We start from the raw sequence: 26070 nt of genomic DNA on the forward strand, positions 1-26070 counted from the left end.
ACCCGGAAGCTGCCACCCTCCCGCCACAAATGCGATAATCCGCCATCGGCCGCCGCGCTGCGGCCGCCCGAACGAAAGCCTTTTGCAAGACCTCCCGCCCCGGAGCCGAGTAATGTCGATTGTCATCCGCGACGTGCGCGAGCACGAGCTGGATTCCGTTCTAGCCCTGAACAACAATGCCGGACTGGCGATCCTGCCGCTGGATTCGGCCAAGCTTCACCGCTTCTACGCGCAGGCCGAATACTTCCGCGTCGCCGAACGCGACGGCAACCTGGCCGGCTTCCTGGTGGGCTTCGGCTCCGATGCCGACCATGACAGCAGCAACTTTGCCTGGTTCCGCGAACGCTATCCGCAGTTCTTCTACATCGATCGCATCGTGGTCGCCAGCCGCCGTCGCGGCGGTGGCGTCGGCCGCGCGTTCTACGCGGACGTGCAGAGCTATGCCGAACTGCGCTACCCGCAGCTGGCCTGCGAGGTGTTCCTCGATCACGGCGCCGATCCGGCGCTGCTGTTCCATGGCAGCTTCGGCTTCCGCGAGGTCGGCCAGAACACGATGGCCGACGTCGACGTGCGCGCCAGCATGCTGATGAAGGAACTGTGCAGCTACCCGTGGGTGCAGGAAACCTACGGCGACGCCCTGCCCGACCTGCCCTGGGCCCGTACCCGCGCGCTGGCCGCCTCGCGCACCGAACGGCCCACCGGGACATGAGCGTGACCTCAGCGAACCTTGACTACGAACAGGCCGGCGAACTGAAGATCGGCCAGGTCGGCATCGCCAACCTGCGGGTCAGGACCCTGGATGTCGAGCAGCTCGTGCGCGAGATGCGTGAACGGGTCGAACGCGCACCCAAGCTGTTCGGCCGCGCCGCCGTCATCGTCGATTTCGGTGGCCTGATCCGCACCCCGGACGTGGACACCGCGCGCGCGCTGATCGACGGCCTGCGCGGCGCCGGCGTCATTCCGGTGGCGCTGGCCTACGGCACCCGCGAAATCGAGCAACTGGCCGAACAGCTCGGCCTGCCGCTGCTGGCCAAGTTCCGCGCCCAGTACGAACGGGTCGACGCGGCGCCACCCGCGCCCGCCCGCCCGGCGCCCGCGCCGGAGCCGGCTCCCGCACCCGCCAAGCCCGCCGCGGCGGCCAAGGCGGCCGCCAACGCCGGCAAGCCGGGCCTGATGCAGAAGACCCCGGTGCGCTCGGGCCAGCAGCTGTACGCGGAAAACCGCGACCTGACCGTGCTCAGCACCGTCGGCGCCGGCGCCGAAGTCATCGCCGACGGCTCCATCCACATCTACGGTGCCCTGCGCGGCCGCGCCCTCGCCGGCGCCCAGGGCAACACCGATGCGCGGATTTTCTGCCGCGAGTTCCACGCCGAACTGGTCGCCGTCGCCGGCCACTACAAGGTGATGGAGGAAGTACCCCAGGAACTGCGCGGCAAGGCCGTGCAGATCTGGCTGGACCAGGACCAACTCAAGATCGCCGCCCAGGACTGACGCGGCCCTACCTCACTAGAAGAACGACCAAGGAGAACACCATTGGCTGAAATCATCGTAGTCACGTCCGGCAAGGGCGGCGTCGGCAAGACCACCACCAGCGCCAGCATCGCCTGCGGCCTTGCCCGTCGCGGCAAGAAGGTCGCGGTCATCGACTTCGACGTCGGCCTGCGCAACCTGGACCTGATCATGGGCTGCGAACGCCGCGTGGTGTACGACTTCGTCAACGTCACCCAGGGCGAGGCCACGCTGAAACAGGCGCTGATCAAGGACAAGCGTTTCGAGACGCTGTACGTCCTGGCTGCCTCGCAGACGCGCGACAAGGACGCGCTGACCAAGGAAGGCGTGGAGAAGGTGCTGAAGGACCTGGGCGACGACGGCTTTGACTACGTGGTCTGCGATTCGCCGGCCGGCATCGAGAAAGGCGCGTTCCTGGCGATGTATTTCGCCGACCAGGCCATCGTGGTGGTCAACCCGGAAGTGTCCTCGGTGCGCGACTCCGACCGCATCCTCGGCCTGCTCGATTCCAAGACCCGCCGCGCCGAGAACGGCGAGCCGCTGAAGGCCAACCTGCTGCTGACCCGCTACAGCCCCGCGCGCGTCGAGGGCGGCGAGATGCTGAGCATCAAGGACGTGGAGGAGGTGCTGGGCCTGAAGACCCTGGGCGTGATTCCCGAGTCCGGTGACGTGCTCAACGCGTCCAACAAGGGCGAACCGGTGATCCTGGATCTGGAGTCCCCGGCCGGCCAGGCCTACGACGACACCGTCGCCCGCCTGCTGGGCGAGGAGCGCCCGCTGCGTTTCACCACCCTGGAGAAGAAGGGCTTCTTCAGCAAGCTGTTCGGAGGTTAAGGCATGGGTCTGTTCGATTTCCTGCGTACCAAGAAGAACACCGCCGAAACCGCCAAGAACCGCCTGCAGATCATCATCGCGCAGGAACGTTCCTCGCGTGGCGGTCCCGACTACCTGCCGCTGCTGCGCCGCGAGCTGCTGGAAGTCATCAAGAAATACGTCAACGTGGATGCCGAGGCGGTCAAGGTCGATCTGATCAAGGACGGCGAACACGACGTGCTCGACATCTCGGTCGCCCTGCCGGAAGGCCAGGGCTGACCGTATTGCACGGAATTCCCCGGGTAGGAGCGGCCTCCGGCCGCGAGCTTCTCCTGCCCGGCTCCGCGGTTGTGGGCGANAGAAAAAAGCTCGCGGCCGGAGGCCGCTCCTGCGTTGTCTTGATCGGGAAGAAAGAGCTCGCGGCCGGAGGCCGCTCCTACCTTGAATTGATGGAATGGGCTTCGAGCCGATGAACACCACCGACGCATCCGTTCCCGAAGTCCTGCGCGTGCGTGATCGCGTGTTCGCGGATCTGGCGGATCTGCTCGCCCGCTACGATCTGCGCCTGCATCGGGTCGCCGACGGCGAGAAGATTCCCGGCAGTTTCTGGGGCGAGCCGGAGGCCGGCGTGATTGCCGACAACGTCTACGTCCGCGGCGACACCCCGCTGCATTCGATGCTGCACGAGGCCTGCCACCTGATCGTGCTGACCCCGGAACGGCGCGCGGCGGTGCATACCGACGCCACCGATTCGGACATCGAGGAAGACGCCACCTGCTACCTGCAGATTCTGCTGGCCGACGGCATTCCCGGCGTCGGCCGCGAACGCCTGATGGCCGACATGGATGCCTGGGGCTATTCGTTCCGGCTGGGCACCACCCGCGACTGGTTCGAGGGCGACGCCGAGGACGCGCGCCAGTGGCTGGGCGAACGCGACCTGCTGGCACCGCGCTTCGGCCAGCGGCACGCGGCCTGAGATGTCCGCCAGGCCGCACGCCCCCTACCCACCGCTGGGCGCGCACTGGGACGGCCTGACGGTATTGGCACGCGGCGCCAACCGCCTGTGCGCGCTCGATCCGGACGACGCCGGGCATTGCCTCAAGTTCGAACTGCATCCCGATGAACGCCCCGCGGCGGGCCTGCGCGCGCGCCTGCGGCGTTCGCTGGCGCGGAGACTGCCGGCGCTGGGCGAAAACGCCACCGAACTGCGCGCCTGGCGGCGCCTGCGCGCGCGCATCGGTTCCGCGCTCGACGGCTGGCTCGCGCCCTGCACCGGCATCGTCGCCACCAGATGGGGCCCGGCGCTGCGCTGCGTGCTGGTGCGCGATGCCGACGACGCGATCGCACGCAGCCTGTACGCGCACCTGTTCGAAGGCACCCGCTCGTCGCCCGATTCGCTGTGCGCGGCGGTCGACGCGATGGAACGTGAATTGCTGGCCCACGACGTGCCGCTGTTCGATCTGAATGCCGGCAATTTCGTCGTTGCCGGATCCGCCACACAGCCCCGGCTGGTGTGCGTCGACGCCAAGTCCACCCTGAGCGGCAAGGAGATCCTGCCGTTCTCGCGCTGGTCGCGACGCTTGATGCACCGCAAGATCCGGCGCCGGGCCGGGCGGTTGCGCCAGCGCATCCGCGCCGCCCTTGCGGACGCACCGCCTCCGCACTAGCCTTCCGGGTTCCTGCGCCTGCCGCACCCTCGAAGGACTTCCCGTGAAGCAACGCCATCTCCTGCTCGCACTCGCCGTCGGCGCCAGCGTGCTGGCCCTGTCCGCCTGCAAGAAGGACGAATCCAAGGATGCCACCGCACCGGCCGCCGCCCCCCAGGGCGAAACCGCGGATCAGTTCATCGCCCGAGTGAACCAGGAACTGCGCAAGATGTATCCGGAGATCACCGCGTCGCAGTGGTTGTCCAACACCTACATCAACGACGACAGCCAGTTGCTGGAAGCCAAGTACAACGAGCGCTACCTGGCGCAGCTGAACGTGTGGATCGAGCAGGCCAGGAAGTTCGAGGGCCAGCAGATGTCGCCGGAAACCGCGCGCGCCATCCAGTTGCTCAAGCTCTCCACCGCCATGCCCGCGCCGAAGGATCCGGCCAAGCTGGAGGAAATCACCAAGTTGGCGTCCAAGATGGGCGGCATGTACGGCGCCGGCAAGTACTGCACCGGCGAAGGCGACGCGAAGAAGTGCCGCGACCTGGGCCAACTGGAAGACGTGCTGCGCAGCAGCCGCGACTACGACGCGCAGCTGGACGCCTGGCAGGGCTGGCACACCATCGCCCAACCGATGCGCAAGGACTACACGCGCTTCGCCGAACTGGTCAACGAAGGCGCCAAGGAACTGGGCTATGCCGACGCCGGCGAGATGTGGCGCAGCGGCTACGACATGACCCCGGCGGAAATCGCCGCCGAGACCGATCGCCTGTGGGGCCAGGTCAAGCCGCTGTACGAACAGCTGCACTGCTACACCCGCACCAAGCTGCAGGCCACCTACGGCGTGGAGAAGGGCCAGGTCAACGGCATGCTGCCGGCGCACCTGACCGGCAACATGTGGCAGCAGGACTGGGGCAACCTGTGGGACATGCTGCAGCCGTACAAGAACGCCGGCAGCCTGGACATCAGCGAAGCGCTGAAGGCGCAGTACCAGGCCGATTTCGTCAAGGAGCTGGGCAAGGCGGGCCCGGCGCCGACCACCGAGCAGCAGTTCCAGGCCGAACGCGCCGCGCAGTTGGCGGTGGCCAAGCAGATGACCGAGCGCGCTCAGGATTTCTACGTCTCGCTGGGCATGCCCAAGCTGCCGGAGAGCTACTGGTCCAGGACCCAGTTCATCAAGCCGCTGGACCGCGACGTGGTCTGCCACGCCAGCGCCTGGGACATGAACATGGGCGGCGAGCCGGGCGGCGGTCCGGACGTGCGCACCAAGATGTGCATCAAGCCCAATGAGGAAGACTTCACCACCATCTACCACGAACTGGGCCACGTCTATTACTACCTGGCCTACAACAAGCTGCCGCCGCTGTTCCAGAACGGCGCGCATGACGGCTTCCACGAAGCCATCGGCGACACCATCGTGCTGGCGATGACCCCGGACTACCTCAAGTCGATCGGCCTGGTCGGCGACCAGCAGCAGAGCCACGACGCACTGATCAACGCTCAGATGCGCATGGCGCTGGCGAAGGTGTCGTTCATGCCGTTCGGTCTGATGATCGATCGCTGGCGCTGGGGCGTGTTCGACGGTTCGATCAAGCCGGCCGACTACAACAAGGCATGGTGGGATCTGAAGGCCCGCTACCAGGGCGTGGCGCCGGTGAACGCGCGCGGCGAGGACTTCTTCGATCCGGGCGCCAAGTACCACGTGCCGGGCAACACCCCGTACACACGCTACTTCCTCTCGCACATCCTGCAGTTCCAGTTCTACAAGGGCCTGTGCGACGCCGCCGGCTACAAGGGTCCGCTGTACAACTGCAGCTTCTACGGCAACAAGGTCGCCGGCCAGCGCTTCTGGGCGATGCTGGAGAAGGGCGCCAGCCAGCCGTGGCAGGCCACGCTGAAGGAACTGACCGGCACCGAGAAGATGGACGCCAACGCGGTGCTGGAGTACTTCGCCCCGCTGCAGGAATGGCTGAAGCAACAGAACGAAGGCCAGACCTGCGGCTGGCAGCCCACGCCGCCGGCCACCACCGCCGCGGCGCCTGCCGCGCCGGCGAAGGCGGAACCGGCCAGGAAGCAGGGCTGATTTTCGCTTGAAGCGATACGACAAGGCCGGCGCAAGCCGGCCTTGTTCGTTGTGACGCGCACGCCCATGGTCCACGCCGCCATCGCTGATACCATTCCCCGACCAGGGACGAATCAGGGGGACCACCATGGGCAAACGAATCCATCTCGGTTGGACAATGCTGGCATTGGCCTGCGCCATCATCGCGCCGACGGCCTGGGCGCAGAGCGTGCCGGGTGAAACCAGCCGCACGCAGGCAGCGCCGTCCGCGCACTGGCGCACACCCGATTTCAACACCCTGCAGAGCGCGCGCGTGCGTTATCGCGAAATGCCGATCCAGCGCCTGTTCAATCTGCAGAAACGCAACGCGGCACGGCAGATGAAACCGGTACAGGTCGGCATGGGACGCCGGCTGAGCACCGAAGGCGTCACCACGCTGGCCCAGCCTGCGCTGAGCTGGCGCGCACTCGGGCACGGTGCATCGACAGCGCGCGTGGAGATCAGTTCGCCCGACGCGCTGGCCGTGCGCGCCGGCCTGCAGGTCACCGCCCTGCATCCGGACGTGGAACTGCGTTTCGCCGGCTCCGACCATCCCGACCGGATTGTCGCGGTGGTGACCGCACGCGAAGCCCAGCGCCAGGTCGATGCGCAGGGGCTCTACTGGACGCCCAGCACCGATGGCCAGACCCAATACATCGAAATCTACCGTCCCGCGCACGTCGTTGCGGCCATGGCACGCCTCAATGCCCCGCAACTGGTGCACCTGCTGGCCAACAGCCGCAGCGACTTCAAGATCCTGGAAAAGATCGGCGAGTCGGAAAGCTGCAACATCGACACCGCCTGCCGGGTCGCCGAACTGGGCGACCGTTTCGTCCGTGCCAAGAACGCGATCGCGCACATGCAGTTCATCAGCAAGGACGACAGTGGCCAGACCGGCGTGTTCATCTGCACCGGCACGCTGCTCAACGACACCGCGACCGGTACCCAGACCCCCTATTTCTATTCCGCGCATCACTGCATCAGCGACCAGGGCGTGGCCTCCACGCTCAATACGTTCTGGCGCTACGAAGCCACCAGCTGCAACAGCGGCGTGTCGCAAGCCGTTACCCAGTTGACCGGCGGCGCCACCTATCTGTACTCCAGCAGCGACACCGATGCCCTGCTGTTGCGGCTGGCCGACCCGGCGCCGGCGGGTGCCGAGTTCAGCGGATGGGACGCCGCCGCCCTTCCCGCTTCCAGCACCATCCTCGGCATCCATCATCCGTCGGGCGACGCCAAGAAGGTTTCCTCGGGCCAGCAGATTCCGGCCAGCAGCGACGCCACCCACAACGGCGTGGCCTGGCTGAGCGGCAGTACCGAGGGCGGCAGCAGCGGATCGGGCCTGTTCACCCTGCACGCCGATGGCTATCGGTTGCGTGGCGGCCTGCAGGGCGGCGACGCCAGCTGCGCGAATAGCGGCTCGACATCCAATACCCAGAATCGCGACTGGTATTCGCGCTTTGACGTGGCCTATCCGCATATCCGGCAATGGCTCGCGCCCACCACGCCGATCCTGATGAATGGATCGCAGCCGTTGATTCCGGGCCAGGCCAATGCGGTGTCCGCCGGCAGTGCGCCGGCCGTTCCCCGGTTCAAGACTCGCGCCGTCTTCAAGCAACGTGGCGTGTTTCGCCGGTATCCGACCCCCAGCCCGTAGAGCGGAGCTTGCTCCGCTTCCCGCCGCCTCGCGCTCCGGCCCCGTCATCCCGGCCAACGCATTGATGGCTTGATCCACTGATGTCGTGCGGTTCCGGGCGTGCGTGCCCTGTCAGCGGAGCAAGCTCCGCTCTACGGGTCCGGCTTCACTGTCACTTCAAGCGCAACGGCGATGGTGGGCGCCTCGTTCGCAACGGAGTGTCCGCATGCCCACCGTGTTTGCCCACGCCCTGGTTCCCGTCGCCGTTGGTCTTGGTCTGGGACGCCGGCGTATCCCCGCGCGCTTGCTGATTGCGGGCGCGGTGGCGGCGATGCTGCCGGATGCGGACGTGGCGGCGTTCAAATTCGGTATCGCCTACGCCGATGCGCTGGGGCATCGCGGCGCCAGTCATTCCCTCGTGTTCGCGCTGCTGTTGGGCACGTTGACGGCGCTGTGCCATCGCCCGCTGCGTGCGAAGGCATGGCCCGCCTTCTTCTTCGTCGGCCTGTCCGCGCTGTCGCATCCGCTGCTGGACATGCTGACCAACGGCGGCCTGGGCGTGGCCCTGCTGTGGCCGTGGTCGGAGCAGCGTTTCTTCGCACCCTGGCAGGTCATCGAGGTATCGCCGTTCGCGCACCGGTTCTTCAGCGCGCGCGGCGTGGAGGTGCTGTGGTCGGAAGCCCGCTGGATTGGCGTGCCGGCGTTGTTGCTGATGGCGACGCTAGCCACACCACGTTTCTTGTGGGAGCGACGTAAGTCGCGATGAAGCATCCAGCTGTCGCGACTCATGCTCCTTTGTAGGAGCGACGTGAGTCGCGACGAGGCATTCCCCCATCCGGCCGCGACTGACGTCGCTCCTACAAGGAAACCATTCAATGCTGGGTGGGGGCGGCGTCCGGTTCGGAATCGGCGTCTTCGGCGCCGGCGCTCATCTCGGCTTCCAGCTTCTTCTCGAAGTCCTCCAGGCTCATGCCCTGGGCGGCGGCTTCGATGACGGCGGTGTCGCGCAGCTCATCCGAGTAAACCAGCCGCACCGGCTGGCCGTTGGCTTCGTGCAGGGCGGCGGCGCGCTTGATCATCGTCAGCACCTCGGCGGCGCTGTCGGAACTGCCGGCGATGCGGCCGTCCATGCCCAGCACCCACACGCCGGCCTGGCGCACGATGCCGGCCAGCAGATCGCCCTGCGGATTTCGCAGCTCGGCATGCGGCTCGATCGCCGGGGCATTGGCGCGAGCCAGGTTGCGTGCCTTGATCGCCCTGCGCTTCTTGGCGTCGCGGCGGGCCTTTGAATGGGTGGACATCGGGGATTTCCTTGTCGGAGCTCAGATCTGATCGGTGGGTTCAAGCGCGGCGGGTTCTTTCGGACAGGCTTCGGCGCGTCGGCTTACCTGCGCTTCCCAGCGCCACATCGCCCAGCCGGCCAGCGTCAGCACGCCCGCGCCCAGCGCCAGCCACAGCCCGTGCCGGCTCAACAGCGCGGAAACCACGCCGGCGATGATCGTGTTGACCAGCAGGTTGCTGAAGGCCTGCAACGACGACGCCGCGCCGCGCTGGCGCGGATACATGTCGAGAATGGCCAGGGTGAGGATCGGGAAGATCAGTGCCACGCCGAACGCCGACAGGCACATCGGCAGCACCGCCCACGGAATGCTGATCGCATCCCCCGCCCATGCGTTGTAGGCGATGTTGGCGAGCGTCGACACGCCCATGCAGGCAAAGCCGATGCGGGTCAGCTGGGTGCCGCTGATGCGGCCGGCGGCGCGGCCGGACACAAACGCGCCCAGGGTCATGCCGCCGATGGTCGGCAGGAACAGCCAGGCGAACTGCTGCTCGTTCAAGCCCAACCGATCCATCACGAAGATTGGCGCCGAGGCGATGTACAGGAAGATGCCGCCGAAGCTCAGCGAACCGGCCGCCGCCAGCCGCTGGAAACGCGGATTCAGGGCGATGGCGAAGTAGTCACGCAACAGGTGCTTGGGCGACACCTTCACCCGCACTTCCGGCGGATGGGTTTCCGGCAGCCACAGGCCGACGGTCAGCAACAGCAGCAGCGAGAAGCCGGCCAGGAACCAGAAGATCACCGGCCACGCGCTCCAGCCCAGGATCCAGCCGCCGATGATCGGCGCGATCGCCGGGGCGATGCCGAAGATCATCGACACCTGGCTCATCAGCCGCTGCGCGTCGTCGCCATGCAGCACATCGCGGATCACCGCGCGGCCGACGATGAAACCCACGCCGGCCGAGAAACCCTGCAGCGCGCGGAACAGCAGCAGCGTGGTCATGTCGCGCGACAGTGCGCAGCCAATCGACGCCAGCAGGAACAGGAACAGCCCGCCCAGGATCACCTTGCGCCGGCCGAACGCATCCGACAGCGGGCCGTGCACCAGGCTCATCAACGCGTAGGTCAGCAGGTAGATGCTGATGACCTGCTGCATCGCCAGCTTGTCCGCGCCCAGCTGCGCACCCATCGCGTTGAACGCGGGGAAGATGGTGTCGATCGAGAACGGGCCGAACATGGCCAGCCCGCCCAGCAGCAGGGCCAGGCGGCGGTTGGACGGCAGCTTGCGGACGCCGGTCATGGCGCGCTCCCGACCGCCGAAGGGTCCACCGGCGGCGAAGTCGGCGGGCCCTTCAGCTCGACCGTGTTGCCTTCCGGGTCCCGCAGGTACTGGGACGGTCCCATGCCGTCGGCGCCGTAGCGCTCACCGAATTCGGCCAGGGTCGCCCCGGCCGCTTCCAGGTACGCCGCCAGCGCCTCGCGGTCGAACGGTTCCACCCGCAGGCACAGGTGGTCGACGTTGTGGCCTTCCGGCCCTGGCGCGGCCCCGCCCAGCCGGCCCAGCTTGCCGTCCACCGGCACAAGGTCGATCAGCGACTCGCCGGCCCGCAGTTGCAACAGGCCCAGCTCCGGCCGGTCCCGCTCCACCGTGCAGCCCAGCACCCCGCAATAGAAGGCGCGCATGGCCGCCAGGTCGCGGACGCGCAGGACGATGTGGTCCAGGCGCAGGAGTCGGAAAGGGGGCGCATTCATGAACAGGGATGGCCGGCGCGGGGGGCCGGACATGGTAAGGCCAACCGGGACGATGCGGGCGGCCGCAGGCTATAATCCGCGCCGCAAGACCCAGGTGGGAGAAGCGGGGAAACCCGCTGCCGAAGGCGCAAACGCCCGTAATCGCTCAGGCCCGATACCACCCCCGCTGCAAACACTCTGGAGAGATCGGCCACGCGCCGGCGCCGAAGGGGCACGAAGCACCACCGCGACCTCGTCCGCGGCGCTTCCAAACTCTCAGGCAAAAGGACAGAGGGGCACCCACGTGCGCACTTCGCACGCCCGGCTTCATGCCTTTTCCGGATGCCCCTGCCCATGTCCCAGACTCCGTCCTCGCTTCGCGATCTCGAGCACCACGACGCTTTCATCGCCCGCCACATCGGTCCCAACGACGCCGAAATCGCGCACATGCTGCGCGTGGTCGGCCACGACTCGCTGGAGGCGATGACCGACGCCATCGTGCCGGCCAACATCAAGTCCGCCGCGCCGCTGGCCCTGCCCGAAGCGATGACCGAGGAAGAGGCGCTGGCCAAGATCCGCGCCGTCGCCGACCGGAACCAGGTGTTCAAGAGTTTCATCGGCCAGGGCTACTACGGCACCCACACTCCGAAGGTGATCCTGCGCAACATCCTGGAGAACCCGGCCTGGTACACCGCCTACACCCCGTACCAGGCGGAAATCTCGCAGGGCCGCATGGAAGCGCTGATCAACTTCCAGACCATGATCACCGACCTGACCGGCATGGAAATCGCCAGCGCCTCGCTGCTGGACGAAGCCACCGCCGCCGCCGAGGCGATGACCCTGGCCAAGCGTTCGGCCAAGTCGAAGTCCAACGTGTTCCTGGTCGCCGGCGACACCCATCCGCAGACGATTGAAGTCCTGCAGACCCGTGCCGAGCCGCTGGGCCTGACCGTGGACATCGTCCGTTCGACCGAAGCGTTCCATGAAAAGCTCGCCGCCGGTGACTACTTCGGCGTGCTGGTGCAGTACCCCGCGTCCAGCGGCTGGCTGGAGGAATGGGGCCGCGACGCGGAGATCATCCACGGCCACCAGGCGCTGTTCGTGATGGCCACCGACCTGCTGGCGCTGACCCTGCTCAAGACCCCGGGCGAGATGGGCGCCGACATCGTGGTCGGCAACACCCAGCGCTTCGGCGTGCCGTTCGGCTTCGGCGGCCCGCACGCGGCCTTCATGGCCTGCCGCGACGCCTACAAGCGCTCCATGCCGGGCCGCCTGATTGGCGTGTCGGTGGATGCCGACGGCAATCCCGCCTACCGCCTGACCCTGCAGACCCGCGAGCAGCACATCCGTCGCGAGAAGGCCACCTCCAACATCTGCACCGCGCAGGTGCTGCTGGCGGTGATGGCCTCGATGTACGCCGTCTACCACGGTCCGGAAGGCCTGACCCGCATCGCCAGCCGCGTCGCCCGCCTGACCGCCATCCTGGCCGAAGGCCTGCGCGCGCTCGGCCACGCCACGGTGCACGCCAGCGCGTTCGACACCCTGTGCATCGACGCCGGCGACGCCGCCGAGGCGATCCTGGCCCGCGCCAGGCAGGCCCGCATCAACCTGCGCGTGCGTGGCAACGGCACGCTGTGCATCTCGCTGGACGAAACCACCACCCGCGCCGACGTCGAAGCGCTGTGGGGCGTGTTCGCCACCCCGGGCGCCACCCTGCCGGGCATCGACGCGCTGGACGCCAGCGCCCCCTCGCTGATCCCGGAAGCCCTGCGCCGCACCAGCCCGTTCCTGACCCACCCGGTGTTCAACACCCACCACAGCGAGCACGAACTGCTGCGCTACATGCGTGCGCTGGCCGACAAGGATCTGGCGATGGATCGCACCATGATCCCGCTGGGCAGCTGCACCATGAAGCTCAACGCCACCGCCGAGATGATCCCGGTGACCTGGCCGGAGTTCGGCAACCTGCACCCGCTGGCCCCGGCCGATCAGGCGCAGGGCTACAAGGAACTGATCGACGGCCTGGAAGCCATGCTGGTCGAATGCACCGGCTATGACTCGGTCAGCCTGCAGCCCAACTCCGGCGCGCAGGGCGAATACGCCGGCCTGCTGGCCATCCGCGCCTACCACCGCTCGCGCGGCGAGGCCAAGCGCGACATCTGCCTGATTCCCGAATCCGCGCACGGCACCAACCCGGCCAGCGCGCAGATGTGCGGCATGCAGGTGGTGGTCACCAAGTGCGACAGCAACGGCAACGTCGATGTCGAGGACATCCGCCGCGCCGCCGAGAAGTACAGCGATCGCCTGGCCGCGATCATGATGACCTACCCCTCTACCCACGGCGTGTTCGAAGAGGACGTGGTGGAGATCTGCAACATCATCCACCAGCACGGCGGACAGGTGTACACCGACGGCGCCAACATGAACGCGCTGGTCGGCGTGGCCAAGCCGGGCAAGTGGGGTTCGGATGTCTCCCACCTCAACCTGCACAAGACGTTCTGCATTCCGCACGGCGGCGGCGGCCCGGGCGTGGGTCCGTGCGCGGTCAAGTCGCACCTAGCGCCGTTCCTGCCGCGCACGCTGGGCGGTGAAGGCGACGTGGGCATGGTATCGGCGGCCAGCTTCGGCAGCGCCAGCATCCTGCCGATCAGCTGGATGTACATCACCCTGATGGGCTCGGCCGGCCTGCGCAAGGCCACCCAGGTGGCGCTGCTCAACGCCAACTATGTCGCCAAGCGCCTGGCCCCGCACTACGAGACCCTGTACACCGGCCGCAACGGCCTGGTCGCGCACGAGTGCATCCTGGATCTGCGCCCGCTCAAGGACGCCACCGGCATCAGCGCCGAGGATGTGGCCAAGCGCCTGATCGACTTCGGCTTCCATGCCCCCACCCTGAGCTTCCCGGTGGCAGGCACGCTGATGGTCGAGCCGACCGAGAGCGAATCGCAGCACGAACTGGATCGCTTCATCGACGCGATGATCCAGATCCGCGAGGAAATCCGCGCGGTCGAGGACGGCCGCCTGGATCGCGAGGACAATCCGCTCAAGCATGCTCCGCACACCGCCACCCAGGTCAGCGCCAGCGAATGGACCCACGCTTATCCGCGTGAACTGGCCGCGTTCCCGCTGCCCAGCCTGAAGCTGCAGAAGTACTGGCCGCCGGTCGCACGCGTGGACAACGTGCACGGCGACAAGAACGTGTTTTGCAGTTGCATCCCGGTGGAAGCCTTCGCCGGCGAACCGGAAGCCTTCAGCGAGCCGAACGTGATGTAAAAAAAAAAGCCCCGCGATGCGGGGCTTTTTTTTGGGGAGTACTCGCACGCTGCAACGCCCCCTTCCCCCGCCCGCGGGGGAAGGTGCCCGAAGGGCGGATGGGGCAGTTCGTATGCCTTCATCTCTCAGATTTCTCTCCGCGCCAAAAGCAAGCGCTTCTCAACAGCCGAATGGCTGGTCAATCCCCCGTCACCCGCTTCGCGGGTGCCCGCCCCCTTTTTCAAAGGGGGCTTTTCAAGTGCGGTTCACCGGCCATCCGCTGTTCCTCCCCCTTCGGAGAAGGGGACTGAGGGGGATTTGCTTTTGTTTCCCCACACCTACATCCCTCCCGCCAGCGAGGGAAGCTGCTCGAAGTCGGAGATGAGCAACCCTAAAGCTGCTTGATGAGGTTATGACTCACCGTCAAATACCCCAGTCGCGCATACAAAGCCTGCGCACCCGCATTGTGTGCGAAAACATGCAAGCCAATCCGATCGATCCCCTGCGCGCGCACCTGCGCCTCCATCGCCGTGAACGCAGCGGCGGCATAGCCACGACGGCGATGCGCCGGATGCACAAGCACGTCATAGACATGCACCTGGCGCTGCTCGCCTTCGGTGTATACGCCGTACCACAGCGATCCCACCGTGCCTTCCTCGCCGGCAACGATCTCGAACAGATAGTGATCCGGCGTGGCCGCTCCCTGCGGCAGCAATTGCGCGAAGGCTTCCTGCGAGCGCTCACGCGCACCTTCGGCGGGCCAGCGTCCGGCAGAGACATTCTCCGCGGCGTAATTTTCCACTGCGACATGCAGGAACGTGCGGAACGCGCGCTCACTCATCGGGACCAGCGAAACCTCGGACATGGACGAAAGCCGCGGGACGGGAGCGGCGACTCTATCCCAGTCCGGCGTCACACGCGTGGCGGCGGCGCGGCGGGAACCGGAATCGACGGGCGGGTCCCGTCGCTCAGCGCCATCAGCTGGCAGAACGTGGCGTCATAGGCCGCCGCTTCCTCCTGATAGCCGGCGATGGCCCGCAACGAACCGCGCGCGGCCAACTTCTGCGCGACCGCGCGCAAGCGCTCGCCATCCGGATGGGTCTGCACCAGCGCCGCCATCCAGACGGTCAACGCTTCCAGTTGACCGATGGCGCGCGCATCGGTGGCTTCCAGCCGGCACAGGTGGGTATGGATCTGGGTGTCTGACAACAGCATGCAATCGACTTCCGACATAAGGGGGCACCGCCGCAAAGCCCCCCTCTCCGCGTCGTTGGTTTCCCTCACGCGGCGGGCACGACGGATCGGACAGGCCGCACGCGCCATGGTCATTCACCGTTCGGGCCGGTGAAGCCGGAACTGAATATCCGGCTCCCCGTATTCAGCCACATGCCGGCCCGCCCAATTCCCTCAGCCCTCGCCCGCCGACAGGGTTTCCTCGTCCTGGTCGTATGCCGGCGGGTAATAGAAGTTGAGCGTCTTCAGGAAGGTCCGCCCGGTATTGCGGATCTCGTGGCGCTCGCCGTGTTCGATCACCAGCAGGCTGCCCGCGCGCAACGTCTGCCGCTCGCCTTCGATGGTGGCCACGCCGGTGCCGGACACCACATACAACCACTGGTCCGCACCGCGATGCCGGTTGTCAGGCCCGCCCTCGGCCTCGCCCGGCGCGATCACCATCTCCGCCGCTTGCACCTCCCGCACCGCGAAAGCGGTACGAAAGCCTTGTCCAAACCGCAGGTGTTTGTAGTGCATGCCGGCTCCAAATTGTCATTGCGGCATTGGCCGTAGCCGGCGCGCGCCCTTCCCCCGCGTGCGGGGGAAGGTGCCCGAAGGGCGGATGGGGGCAATCCGTCCAGCATCCGCAGTGACAGCCTCACCCCAACCCCTCAATGCCGCAGATTCACCTCGGCCACGCGATCGCGGTAATGCTTCTTCGGATCCATGCCCAGCATCAACTTCACTCCGGCCAGCATCGAGTTCTCGTTCAACCAGATTTCCGCGTGCTCGGCGTCGAAGCGCAACAGGGCCAATCGCGGATCCTCCATCCCGCCTTCGTACCAGGCGGCCAGATACGGATTCCACAACCGGTCGACCACTTCGCGATCCGTATGCTCCACCAGCATCCCGTTGACACTGGCGAACAGGTCATGGCCCTTCGCGCAGAACGTGGCGATGGCGCGCTGCGGCGTGCCCACGCGCTGGGCCAGGCGATTGTCGGTGGTGGTGAAGAACCAGATGGGTCCGTGTTCCTCGTCCTCCATCTGCGCAGTCATCGGACGGGTGTGGCCGTCCTCGGCGCCCTCCAGGCCAATCATCATGACCATGTCGGACTTCAGCAGCTTCCAGAATTTCTTTTCGAGTTCCTGTGGCGTATGCATGACGATACTCCCTCGAAACAGGTGGCTTCACGCTAGCCCCGCACATGTCACGCCGCCGTCAAGCAAGCGTTATCGCCGTGATAGTCGCGCCCGCCAACCGTCCTTCGCCGCCTGTTCACGCCGACGGGACTAACACAGGCTCGTTGTCCGAAGGAGGACGCCGCCATGCCGGAAGAAAAAACCCGCCGCGCGGTCGAACGCGACAAGCGCGAAGGCAAGTCCGCCAGCACCCAGGCGGGCGAATTCGTTCGCGAGGAAATCGAACACGTGCGCGAAGGCAAGCACGGCGTCCAGAACACCCAGCAGGCCATCGCCATCGGCCTGTCCAAGGCCCGCCGCGCCGGCATCGACGTCGAACCCGGCGAAACCGCCTCGCCGGCGATCAAAAAGAAAGCCCGCAAGGACATCGCCAAGGGCAAGAAGAAGACCGCCGCAGCGAAGCGGCCCGCCGCCAAGCGCTCGACCGGTGCCAAGAAGGCGTTGAAGACCGCCAGCAAAACGACCGCCAAGAAAGCCGTCAGCCGCACCGCCCTGTCCAAACAGGCCAAGAAGGCGGCCAGCAAGCGCACCGCCGCCGACCGTTCCGCCGCGGCAAAGAAAGCCGCCCGCACCAAGGGCCCCGCCAAGCGCTCGGCCGCCGCCAAGAAGGCCGCGCGTACCCGCAAAAAGGCATCCTGACCACCCGGTGGGCCTCGGCCCACCATTGCCGTCGCCGGGCGCCAACTCCGGGTGAAGCCAGAAGGCTCACCCACCGCCCGGCACCGCGATGGTGGACCCAGACCCACCCGACCACGCTCCGCGGCCTCTCCCCCCTGCACCGTCCAACACCCGCGTAGAGCTGAGCTTGCTCCGCTGCTGTTGCCCCACCCCGGCCGCCGGGCAAGCCCGGCGCTACAGTCCTGGTATACGCTTGCCGATATCGCCGATACGGCCCTGGGGAGGGCCGGCGAGGAAGTGGAGCTGGCGGCCGCGCGCCACCGGCAAGGATGTTTGAAGGATCAATCGGGGAATCGCCATGCACCTGTTCCGTCCGCTCGTCGCGGTCGCCTGCCTGTGGCTGGTCGGCTGCGCGCACAACGTCGCCTATCGCGTGCAGCCTGCATCGGCCACGCCCTGCCAGGAAACCGAGCAGCGCGACTGCCGCGCGGCGATCCGTCATCCGCTGCGCAGCGGGCCGGACGGCGCCTACATCACCTATGTCGAATTCGATGACCAGGGCGCGCTGCACGATCGCGCGCGCACCCGCCAGGCGCTGGACCTGGTGCGCGAACGCACCCGCCAGCGCGCCACCCTGCTGGTGTTGTTCGCGCACGGCTGGAAACACAACGCGGAGGTGGGCGACGAGAACGTGCGCGACTTCCAGGCCCTGCTGGTCAAACTGCGCGCCAACCTGGCCGCCTATGAGGACGAGCACAAGATTCCGCCGGAACAACGCCGCCAGGTCGAAGGCGTCTACCTGGGCTGGCGTGGCCTCAGCGCCAAGTGGGAACCGGGCAAGGAACTGACCTTCTGGCGCCGCAAGGCCACCGCGCATCGCGTGGGCACCGACGGCGCCATCGAGGTCATCTCCGAACTGTCCGCGCTGCGTTCGCAGCCGGCGGCCAACGGCGGTCGGCACGCGCTGGTCGTCGCCGGCCACAGCTTCGGCGGCGCGCTGGTCTACAACGCCACCGAACACCTGCTGATGCGCGAACTGGTGGAAGCCCAGCAATGCGTGCCCGCCGCCGGACCCGGCGGCCCGCAATTGAAGATCGCACCGTTCTCCAATACCCGCGTGGAATCCGCTGAAGGAGCAGCGTTGCAGAAGGACGCCTGCAAACAGGTCCCGGCCTCGGTCGCGGACATGGTCATCCTGGTCAACCCGGCCTTCGAAAACACCCGCTACGACCCGCTGGAAGCGCGCTCGCGGCAGACGCCCTTCGCGCGCGGGCAGATGCCGATCCTGGCGGTGTTCATGTCGGAAAAGGACAAGGCCACGCGCTACGCCTTTCCCGCCGGTCGTTTCTTCTCCACCCTCACCAACAACTACACCACGCAGGGCCAGCGCAAACGCGACCTCGTTGCACTGGGCCACCTGAAGGAAAAGTGGACCCACACCCTGGATGTGCCCAACCGGACCCGGCAGCTGTTGGGCATCCAGAGCCTGATGGGCATGAAGACGCTCAGCCAGGTCGCCGACGCCATCCGTCCCAACTATCCGGGCTGGGATGACTTCATCTGCGGCAACGAAAACACCTGGAGCCTGGACGGCGTCGAACTCAAGCGCTACCAGGACAACCCGGTCGATCCGGATCCGCATTCGCCCTACATGGTCGTGCGGGTGAAGGGGAAACTGGTCAACGGCCACAACGCGATCTGGGGCGAAGCCTTCAATGGCTTCGTGGAGAACCTGGTCACGGCGCGCTTCGCCGGGGGCTCCGAGATGCGTTGTCAGGGTAACCGCCCCAGCCGCGTCCCCTAGCCGGTTCACGGTCTACCATCGCCACCGCCGGCTCTCGTCTGCGCAAACCATCGCGCCGCATCGGAACGTCCGCGCTTCCCATCCCACAGGGCGAGCCGAGCCCCCTGTGTGCTTGCGGTCACGCAGCCTGGGCGGTTCGTCATTCCTTCGGTGCCGTTCGCACCAGCGCGCTCCCGGCCGTCGCCGCCACTGGATAGCCTCCTGTCGCCGCTAATGGCACCGCTCGCCGCGCCCGCGGTGATGACCAAGGAGATGAACATGAAAATGTGGAAGATGATGTGGAAGCCGGCACTGGTGCTGCTGGTATTGCAGGCCGCCGCCTGCAGTTCGATTGCGCAGAAGACCAACAACCTCAGCGACGACAAGATCAAGTCCCAGACCGGTGGTGCGCTGGGCTACATGCCGGAAGACCTCACCCTGGTCAGCCGCCGCACCGAAGGCACCAACACCTACGTCGCCCTGAAGGCCAAGGACGGCAAGGAATTCAACTGCATCGTCAACGGCGGCAACCTGCTGTCGATGGGCATGACCAACCCGCCGGTCTGCTCGCCCAAGGGCCAGCCGGTCAAGGCCGCGCCGTTCGGGCAGTAAACCGTGGCGCCGGGCTTGCTCGGCATCCGCCCCGTAGCGCCGAGCTTGCTCGGCGCCGTATGCCCCAACCTCACGCCAGAAGCAGCGGAGCAAGCTCCGCTCTACGCGTCGAATCCTTTCATTTCCAGCAACATGTCCAGCCGCTTCTGCCGCAGCGAGCCGGGCTTGTACTGCTTCAACCAGCCTTCCGGCTTGTCGGACAGGAACTGGAAGGGCGGCGCTTCCTTCCCCATCTCATCCGCCTGCTGCCGGACCGCGCGGAAGTAGTAATGGAAGAAAATGCGGTTGAACTCGGTGAAGTAGATGTCCGCGACCCGCCGATTGCCGCGAATCAGCAGCATGTTCTCGTCGCTCTCGTTGGTTGACGCCTTGCTGAAATTGGCCGAACCGGTGACCACGATGGGGTCCGGCCCCAGCGGATCACGCAACAGGAACTTGGAGTGCACGTAGCTGACGTGCGAGTTGAACTTGAGTATCCGCGCGTTGGTTTCCCGCGCCCATTGGTAGGCCGGATCATCGATGTAACTTCCCCATGCCTTGTAGATGTTCTGGCTGGCATTGAGGGTGACAAATTCCTCGGCGTTCTTCTTCCCCGGTTTATCCTGCTTTTCGAGCAGCATCAGCAGCAGGTGGCCGTCCTTGGTGTTGTCGCCTAGCTTGTCCTTGAACTGTTTGCCGACCCCGAACGCCAGGGTGATGCAGGCGTTGTAGTCCGCCTCATCCACCAGGTTGACGTACAGGTCCAGCACGCCCGGCCCGCTGCGAGGACTGAACACGGGCGAGGCCCCCTTGGGAATGTCCTCGCGCGCCAGAGGCACCTCGCACAGTTCCTCCACCGCGTCGCGCAACTCGGTGTTGCGCTGCCTCGCCTCCGGGTCGTCACGGACGGCACCCGGATCGGTTTCCAGCAGTTCCCAATAGCGATGGAAGGCATCGGCCACTTCCTCGTTGCGCAGCCAGTGCCCCACATTGGTCTGTCCATGGATTCCGCCGACCGAGAGATTGGTGGACCCGGTCCAGACCTGTGCAGGCTTCCGCGCCTTGCCTTTCAACAACACCATGAACTTGTTGTGCTGAATGTTGTTGGGGCGCGCTTCGCGCAGGATGACCGCCTTTTTCGGAATGCCCGCCGCCTTGATCATCGCCAGGTTCTCCTCCCGCGGAAAGGGAGGCTCTAGCTTGCCGGTCTTCTTGTTCTTCTTCGCGTTCTCCTTGGCATCGACAATCAGCTTTACGTCCACGCCGCGCTGGATGGCCGCCTTGAACGCTTCGGCCGCTGGCGGATAGCGGAACTCGTAGAAGCAACCACGCAACGCATCGCCCTTCTTGGCCTGTTGAATGAACTTCAACAGTGCCTCATCCAGATCCCGGCTCAGCCACGCCAGGGCTTCCTGCTGCTTGGCTCCTTCCAGTTGATCCGGGCGCCGATTGCCGAACTTCGCCGTATACGCCTGGCTGCTGGCCACACCGCGATTGAAGAACACATCGTGCTCGCCCGTGCTGTACAGCTTTTCCGTCCGCACCTCGATGGTCACCGCCGGACCGCGCTCCAGATTCTTCGGCTTACCGCGCATCGGATAGAAATGGTAGGTGTAGTCGCGCCCGTCCTTGGCGGTGAAGTCGCTCCAGATGAAATCCTGGACGGGATGCTGTTCCGTGCTGACACGCGTGTTTTCGCCGGGTACCGGAATGATGGATTCGAACACCTTGAATCCGGGCATGAAGTACCGCTGGTCCTCCGCCGGATCCTCCCGCTCGATGGCGAATCCCAGCAACCCCTTGCGCGCGGCGGCGCTGGCATGGATGCCGAAACTGATGGTGTTGACGCCGGTCACCGCAAAAATCTGGAACCCCTGCTGGCTCTTGGACTTGAAGCGCATTGCACGACCCTCCTGGCGCGATTCGACGCCGCCACCATGGCGACGCCGTGGTGCTCGTTATGCGGAAATCGAAAATGCGGGAGTCGCGGCCAGATACTCGGCGAGATGGCCGCGCTCCCTGGCGTTCGCGCGCGGCATGGCCCGGCGCGCGCAGGCGGCGCGTCCTTGCGTCCAATGTTGCCTGCGGGCAATGGCCTGACTCATGCCGACTCCCTCGGCATCAGCGGGAATGGAGATCCGTCCTCCCTGACCACGCGACAATGCCGTCGGGTCGGCCACAGAAAAGCCACCGTTCGTCGGTGGGCCGAAGCGCAGACGCAAGCCTGCCTGTCAGGTCAGTCCGACTGCCCGACGAAAGGCAAAAAACGTGGTTGTTGGCCGTCCAACACCGTACATTGGCGTTATCAGCGTGGAACCGGGCGACACCGCCACCCGGTTCCTTGCCAGCGAAGTACCACCTAGCGCGGCTGCCAGCTCGTGTGTTTCAACACGAAGTCCAGCTCCTCGGTCCACTTTTCCAGGATGTAGGCCCAGTCGCCCACCGGCGGGGTGGGCTCGTAGCGGTTGGACAGCTCGCTGCGTGAGCGGGCCAGTGTGGTGGTCAGGCGGACGCGTTCGCGCAGGCCGTACAGCAGGTGGTAGGCGTCCTGGGTCAGCAGGTAGCCGGTGCGCTTCTTTTCGCGCGGGGGATGGCGGTTCGAGTGAGAGTGATGGCGATCGTCGCCCATGGCATTGCTCCCTTGCAGTACAGAGGCCCGCCTGCACGCGCAGGCGGGATGTCGGGAGGCTCGAAACCGCACTAAGACGGCGGGCGTATTCCCCTTGTGGGGTGTTGTATTAGCCGCCCTCCCGACACAGGAAGCCTGCGACGGGAAATTATGCCCGAACGTGAGTTCGGGCATAAAAAACCCACCAGTGTTTCGGAGGTGGGTACCGCTTAGTGAGGAGTTTCGAGGCTCCGGGGGCAATGGTTAGGGGCTGGGGTGGGTGGTGTCAACGCACATTGAGCCTATCTATTCCCAGTGAGTTGAGCATTGAGTGAAGGCGACGTGACTTTACGGGGATGTCCAAGCCGGCATAGGCGAATGACCTTAAATTCGACTAAACGTCCGCTTGTTCGTCTAACTCCATGGACCTAGTATCAGCTGCGCGGAACAAGGGTTCCCTGACACAAAACAGTACAACGCAATTCTGTTGATATGAGATAAAAACTATCTTCAATAAAAATACGTCACCTGGAGACTCCATCCAGACTATGGACTAGATATTCTTGGACATTCCAAAACCAACAAATTCTGAAATACAAGATCGCCTACTAAGACGCTATCGTCGCTTATGGATTTCCCGCATGGATCTGATAGAGGCAACTGCTGCAATCGACCTCATAGATAAGTCAGGCCTGAGGCGATCGATTAGTGGGGAACACCCCATAGACCTCATCATACTTACGACTGCGTTAGTGGTCGCTTACGCGCGTCCATTCGTGGACACTCGCGGACAATCTCAATTAGCTGAACGCACAGCTCCTGGCTCAGTTCTTCGCGAACTCACTCGTTCTCAACGCGAACTTCATGATTTCATGATTCGCCTAAGGCAAAAAGAGATCGCGCACTCAGATGCAGACTCTCTTGACCTAAGTATTCGGTTTTTTCCGGGAGGCGATTCGGCAGTATCCAGAATCACCAGAGAGCCATTGAGTCGGAAAGACCTTAGATCACTTCGAATAGTTATTCAAAAAATAAGCAAGGAGATAGAAAATCAATGCGAAGCCATGAGATTCAATCTTCCACATAACACCTGGCTATAAATACTGGGAAACAACAAGCCACCTGGAACTACCCAAGTAAAACCACCAGGAATAATTTTCGCGCCGGAGTAATATCAATGCCCTGGAATGGTGTTCGTAGAATCATTTGGTCTAAGCATTTCGATGAAATGGAGGTAATAGGAAATCGCCATTTCAGCGTTGGCGTCCCTATCAAATCCGATCCCGAGTTCAAGGCCATGATGTTTGCTGCCGGAATTACTCACGTTGATGGAAACAAATCCATTGACTATATCTATAAGAGGCATCGCGAAGAGTACTTGTCTGCATTTGATGATGACCTTAGGTGCCCTACCGGAAGTCTAAAAGAGCTGACGCTTCACGTAGGAGATATTGCAGGCAGCTATTCAAATCTACTCAGCACAGGGCGGTTCAGTTCCGAACCTCGATCTGGTCAAGTATATGCTGCAAATGTTCTTATTCGAATGCGGTCAACCTTTCACGCTGTCAACCAATTAATTCTTGGCGGACTAGCACTAGAAGCGGAGTCCATTGTTAGACAAGAACTAGAACAGTGCGCATGGGCTTTCGCAGTCACAAAATTAGACGACTTGGAAGAAATAGACGACACGTCGCCAACCAAGTCCGTGTCCCTACTCAAATTTTATTTCCCCGGCGCTGGGCGTATCTACGGAAAACTAAGTGAAAGTGTGCACGCGAGCTTGTCCTCACAAGAACGATTCTTCAATTTCCATAGAGACGAGATCCGGATTTCCATTAGAGATAGAGATAATTGCAAGCTGGCTTCGTTGTATTCCGTAATGCTATTAGATGCTTATGCTCGAATATCCGAAACACTTCTTCCAAGCATGACACACGTGAGAAGCAGCAACTCTTATTCGAGAAAAATGCACAAGTACGACTTGGCTGAGCGTTATGCAGATCTATTCACGGACACGGAGCGATCGATGTATCGCTCTTGGCGGGGATTCTAGTCCATCTTAAGCCCACGCTCGTTTTCAGTTCATTCCAATCTTGTTGTTATATCTATAGGCATTTTTGCTCGATCCGGAGCACTGCGCATCTTGCAAAAAGCCGCGCCCGCGGGGGTTCTTTCACCAATTTAACGATCTCAACTCAAGCAAACGGATCCCATTAAATCATTGCAGATCGCGTTCCGTGCCCGCTGAGAAAATGGCCAGCGAGTGGACGCGGGCGGCAGCGGCGAGCCTGACAAAATTCGGTTACAAGTGGCTGCTAAGATGCCTCGCCTCTCATGCCTCTGATCTCGTTTCTCCAGTCGCCCGAGCTGGAAAGAGCCGTGAAACGGCCATCTCGCTCAACAAACAACGGCCCGTTACCGGCCAATGCATGGCTAATGTTTCCGCTACCAAGGTACGCGGAAGTGTTGTAGAAGAAGATCCATCCGCCATCTGCGCCCGCAGGCTCATATCTCGCGATGGACAGTTCCTGCCCCACTTCGGACTCCCGAGCTTTCAGGTAGCCAAGGGCGATTTCCTGGGCCTTGTTTAAATCGATGCTCACGCTTCCCGTCCTTTTTATCGTAGGCCGCCAGAGTTTTCGTTTCGGACATACTTACAAAAAAAAAAGCCCCGCAATACGGGGCTTTTTTTACTACTCAATCGGCCTCAAGCCCAACCTCAACTCAAGCAAACGGATCCTGCAACGTCATCGTATGGTCGCGGTCCGGGCCGGTGGAGACGATGGCCAGCGGGCAGCCGGACAGTTCTTCCAGGGCGCGCAGGTAGGCGCGGGCGGCTGGGGGCAGCTTGTCCCATTCGGTGATGCCGTGGGTGGTTTCGGACCAGCCGGGGAATTCCAGGTAGACCGGCTCGCATTCTTCCCAGCCCTGGGCGTCCAGCGGGGCGTACTCGGTTTCCTTGCCACGGTAGCGGTAGGCGATGCACATCTTCAGCTTTTCCATGCCGTCCAGCACGTCCAGCTTGGTGATGCACAGGCCGGTGATGCCGTTGATGGCCACCGCACGCTTCAACGCGACGATGTCGATCCAGCCGCAGCGGCGGGGACGGCCGGTGGAGGCGCCGTATTCCTGGCCGCGGTCGCGGATGCCCTGCCCCACTTCGTCATCCAGTTCGGTCGGGAACGGGCCGCCGCCGACGCGGGTGGCATACGCCTTGGCGATGCCCAGCACGTAGTCGATGGCATCCGCGCCCACGCCGCTGCCGGCCAGCGCGCCGCCGACGGTGGTGTTGGAACTGGTGACGTAGGGATAGGTGCCGTGGTCGATGTCGAGTAGGGCGCCCTGGGCGCCTTCGAACAGGACGCGCTTACCCTGCTTGCGCAGGTCGTGCAGGATGCCGGCCACGTCGGACTTCATGGGCTGGACGTATTCGCCGAAGGCCAGCGCTTCGTCATAGACCTGCTGGAAGTCCACCGCGTCCACGCCCAGGTACTTGGTGAGGACGAAGTTGTGGTAGTCCAGCGCGGCGCGCAGCTTTTCGGCCAGCTGGTCGGGGTAATGCAGATCGGCGATGCGGATGCCGCGACGGGCCACCTTGTCTTCGTAGGCGGGGCCGATGCCGCGGCCGGTGGTGCCGATGGCCTTGCCGCCGGCAGCCTTCTCGCGGGCCTGATCCAGGGCGATGTGGTACGGCATGATCAACGGTGCGGCCGGGGAAATCTTCAGGCGCGAGCGCACGTCCACGCCGCTGGTTTCCAGTTCCTCGATTTCCTTGCGGAGGGCGGCCGGGCTGATGACCACGCCGTTGCCGATCAGGCACAGGGCGTCGGGCCGCAGGATGCCGGAGGGAATCAGGTGGAGGACGGTCTTCTTGCCGTTGATGACCAGGGTGTGGCCGGCGTTGTGGCCGCCCTGGAAGCGGACGACCGCACCGATTTCCTCGGTGAGCAGGTCGACGATTTTGCCTTTGCCTTCATCGCCCCACTGGGCGCCGAGAACGACGACTGACTGACCCATGACGGGTAACTCCTTCGCTTGTTGGCGACCATCGGGGCCGCCGGGATGGGCCGGACCGGGCGCGGC

24 protein-coding genes and 1 riboswitch are annotated in these 26070 nt (G+C 64.5%); of the genes, 13 read left to right on the plus strand and 11 right to left on the minus strand.

The annotated features are described in order from the left end of the window. Positions 1-112 precede the first annotated feature (112 nt). The 9 genes from ACTJI2_RS17230 (at position 113) to ACTJI2_RS17270 (ending at position 8477) form a co-directional block, all read left to right on the plus strand. Entirely contained in the window at positions 113-709 is a 597-nt protein-coding gene (locus ACTJI2_RS17230; RefSeq protein WP_183638165.1) for a GNAT family N-acetyltransferase, read from the plus strand. Positions 710-711: 2 nt separating this feature from the next. Beyond that, positions 712-1491, plus strand: coding sequence for a septum site-determining protein MinC (gene minC / locus ACTJI2_RS17235; RefSeq protein ID WP_440842846.1), 780 nt, complete (start codon positions 712-714; stop codon positions 1489-1491). A 42-nt stretch (positions 1492-1533) separates the two neighbouring features. Next, complete coding sequence (minD, locus tag ACTJI2_RS17240; protein WP_141456119.1) at positions 1534-2343, plus strand: septum site-determining protein MinD; 810 nt, start codon at positions 1534-1536, stop codon at positions 2341-2343. 3 nt (positions 2344-2346) lie between these two features. Continuing rightward, positions 2347-2601: a cell division topological specificity factor MinE gene (gene minE, locus ACTJI2_RS17245; protein WP_141456118.1), complete on the plus strand. Its 255-nt coding sequence runs from the start codon at positions 2347-2349 to the stop codon at positions 2599-2601. A 190-nt stretch (positions 2602-2791) separates the two neighbouring features. Next, positions 2792-3298, plus strand: a complete 507-nt coding sequence (locus tag ACTJI2_RS17250) for a hypothetical protein (RefSeq protein ID WP_440842847.1) — start codon at positions 2792-2794, stop codon at positions 3296-3298. 1 nt (position 3299) lies between these two features. Continuing rightward, a complete protein-coding gene (locus ACTJI2_RS17255) occupies positions 3300-3989 on the plus strand; it encodes a YrbL family protein (RefSeq protein WP_440842848.1) in 690 nt (229 codons plus the stop codon). A gap of 43 nt (positions 3990-4032) precedes the next feature. After that, on the plus strand, positions 4033-6057 hold the full coding sequence (locus tag ACTJI2_RS17260) for a M2 family metallopeptidase (protein ID WP_440842849.1): 2025 nt from the start codon (positions 4033-4035) through the stop codon (positions 6055-6057). 127 nt (positions 6058-6184) lie between these two features. Then, the gene (locus ACTJI2_RS17265) at positions 6185-7732 is read left to right on the plus strand and encodes a hypothetical protein (RefSeq protein WP_440842850.1); all 1548 of its coding nucleotides are present in this window, start codon (positions 6185-6187) and stop codon (positions 7730-7732) included. 205 nt (positions 7733-7937) lie between these two features. After that, positions 7938-8477 carry a metal-dependent hydrolase gene (locus ACTJI2_RS17270; RefSeq protein ID WP_440842851.1) on the plus strand — a complete coding sequence of 180 codons (540 nt, stop codon included), beginning with the start codon at positions 7938-7940 and terminating at the stop codon, positions 8475-8477. 106 nt (positions 8478-8583) lie between these two features. Here ACTJI2_RS17270 and ACTJI2_RS17275 read toward each other — a convergent pair whose 3' ends face one another. Genes ACTJI2_RS17275 through ACTJI2_RS17285 form a run of 3 tightly spaced genes read right to left on the minus strand, consistent with a single transcriptional unit; the run spans position 8584 to position 10742 of the window. Next, positions 8584-9012 (minus strand): hypothetical protein, encoded by a 429-nt coding sequence (locus tag ACTJI2_RS17275; protein WP_440842852.1) that lies wholly within the window; start codon positions 9010-9012, stop codon positions 8584-8586. Positions 9013-9033: 21 nt separating this feature from the next. Continuing rightward, positions 9034-10290: a multidrug effflux MFS transporter gene (locus ACTJI2_RS17280; RefSeq protein WP_440842853.1), complete on the minus strand. Its 1257-nt coding sequence runs from the start codon at positions 10288-10290 to the stop codon at positions 9034-9036. After that, entirely contained in the window at positions 10287-10742 is a 456-nt protein-coding gene (locus ACTJI2_RS17285) for a VOC family protein (RefSeq protein WP_440842854.1), read from the minus strand. The genes ACTJI2_RS17280 and ACTJI2_RS17285 overlap by 4 nt, the downstream gene beginning before the upstream one ends. A 167-nt stretch (positions 10743-10909) precedes the next feature. Beyond that, a riboswitch (glycine riboswitch) is annotated at positions 10910-11023 on the plus strand. 52 nt (positions 11024-11075) lie between these two features. Here ACTJI2_RS17285 and gcvP point away from each other — a divergent pair. After that, entirely contained in the window at positions 11076-13994 is a 2919-nt protein-coding gene (gene gcvP / locus ACTJI2_RS17290; RefSeq protein ID WP_440842855.1) for an aminomethyl-transferring glycine dehydrogenase, read from the plus strand. A 370-nt stretch (positions 13995-14364) separates the two neighbouring features. On the opposite strand, the gene ACTJI2_RS17295 is transcribed toward gcvP, so the two are convergent. The 4 genes from ACTJI2_RS17295 to ACTJI2_RS17310 form a co-directional block, all read right to left on the minus strand. Beyond that, positions 14365-14838, minus strand: a complete 474-nt coding sequence (locus ACTJI2_RS17295; RefSeq protein WP_440842856.1) for a GNAT family N-acetyltransferase — start codon at positions 14836-14838, stop codon at positions 14365-14367. 47 nt (positions 14839-14885) lie between these two features. Beyond that, a complete protein-coding gene (locus tag ACTJI2_RS17300; protein ID WP_318287521.1) occupies positions 14886-15188 on the minus strand; it encodes a hypothetical protein in 303 nt (100 codons plus the stop codon). Between the two features lie 192 nt (positions 15189-15380). Continuing rightward, positions 15381-15722 (minus strand): cupin domain-containing protein, encoded by a 342-nt coding sequence (locus ACTJI2_RS17305; RefSeq protein ID WP_440842857.1) that lies wholly within the window; start codon positions 15720-15722, stop codon positions 15381-15383. Between the two features lie 134 nt (positions 15723-15856). Further along, the gene (locus tag ACTJI2_RS17310) at positions 15857-16348 is read right to left on the minus strand and encodes a pyridoxamine 5'-phosphate oxidase family protein (RefSeq protein WP_183638193.1); all 492 of its coding nucleotides are present in this window, start codon (positions 16346-16348) and stop codon (positions 15857-15859) included. Positions 16349-16513: 165 nt separating this feature from the next. Between ACTJI2_RS17310 and ACTJI2_RS17315 the strand changes: the two genes are divergently transcribed. The 3 genes from ACTJI2_RS17315 to ACTJI2_RS17325 all read left to right on the plus strand — a co-directional run bounded on the left by ACTJI2_RS17315 (position 16514) and on the right by ACTJI2_RS17325 (position 19400). Continuing rightward, positions 16514-17026 (plus strand): DNA-binding protein, encoded by a 513-nt coding sequence (locus tag ACTJI2_RS17315; protein WP_440842858.1) that lies wholly within the window; start codon positions 16514-16516, stop codon positions 17024-17026. 337 nt (positions 17027-17363) lie between these two features. Then, a complete protein-coding gene (locus ACTJI2_RS17320) occupies positions 17364-18809 on the plus strand; it encodes a hypothetical protein (protein ID WP_440842859.1) in 1446 nt (481 codons plus the stop codon). Between the two features lie 258 nt (positions 18810-19067). Next, entirely contained in the window at positions 19068-19400 is a 333-nt protein-coding gene (locus ACTJI2_RS17325) for a hypothetical protein (protein WP_183638197.1), read from the plus strand. 101 nt (positions 19401-19501) lie between these two features. Here the strand turns inward: ACTJI2_RS17325 and ACTJI2_RS17330 are convergent, their stop codons facing one another. The 4 genes from ACTJI2_RS17330 to ACTJI2_RS17345 form a co-directional block, all read right to left on the minus strand. Then, positions 19502-21280 (minus strand): phospholipase D-like domain-containing protein, encoded by a 1779-nt coding sequence (locus tag ACTJI2_RS17330; RefSeq protein ID WP_440842860.1) that lies wholly within the window; start codon positions 21278-21280, stop codon positions 19502-19504. Between the two features lie 458 nt (positions 21281-21738). Beyond that, positions 21739-22008, minus strand: coding sequence for an XAC0095 family protein (locus ACTJI2_RS17335; RefSeq protein ID WP_183638211.1), 270 nt, complete (start codon positions 22006-22008; stop codon positions 21739-21741). A gap of 2294 nt (positions 22009-24302) precedes the next feature. Continuing rightward, on the minus strand, positions 24303-24590 hold the full coding sequence (locus ACTJI2_RS17340) for a YrhB domain-containing protein (protein ID WP_440842861.1): 288 nt from the start codon (positions 24588-24590) through the stop codon (positions 24303-24305). A 121-nt stretch (positions 24591-24711) separates the two neighbouring features. Further along, positions 24712-26004 carry an adenylosuccinate synthase gene (locus ACTJI2_RS17345; RefSeq protein ID WP_141456083.1) on the minus strand — a complete coding sequence of 431 codons (1293 nt, stop codon included), beginning with the start codon at positions 26002-26004 and terminating at the stop codon, positions 24712-24714. Positions 26005-26070 lie beyond the last annotated feature (66 nt).

The sequence above is a fragment of the Pseudoxanthomonas sp. 22568 genome, assembly GCF_052044485.1.
Taxonomy (GTDB): Bacteria; Pseudomonadota; Gammaproteobacteria; order Xanthomonadales; family Xanthomonadaceae; genus Pseudoxanthomonas_A; species Pseudoxanthomonas_A beigongshangi.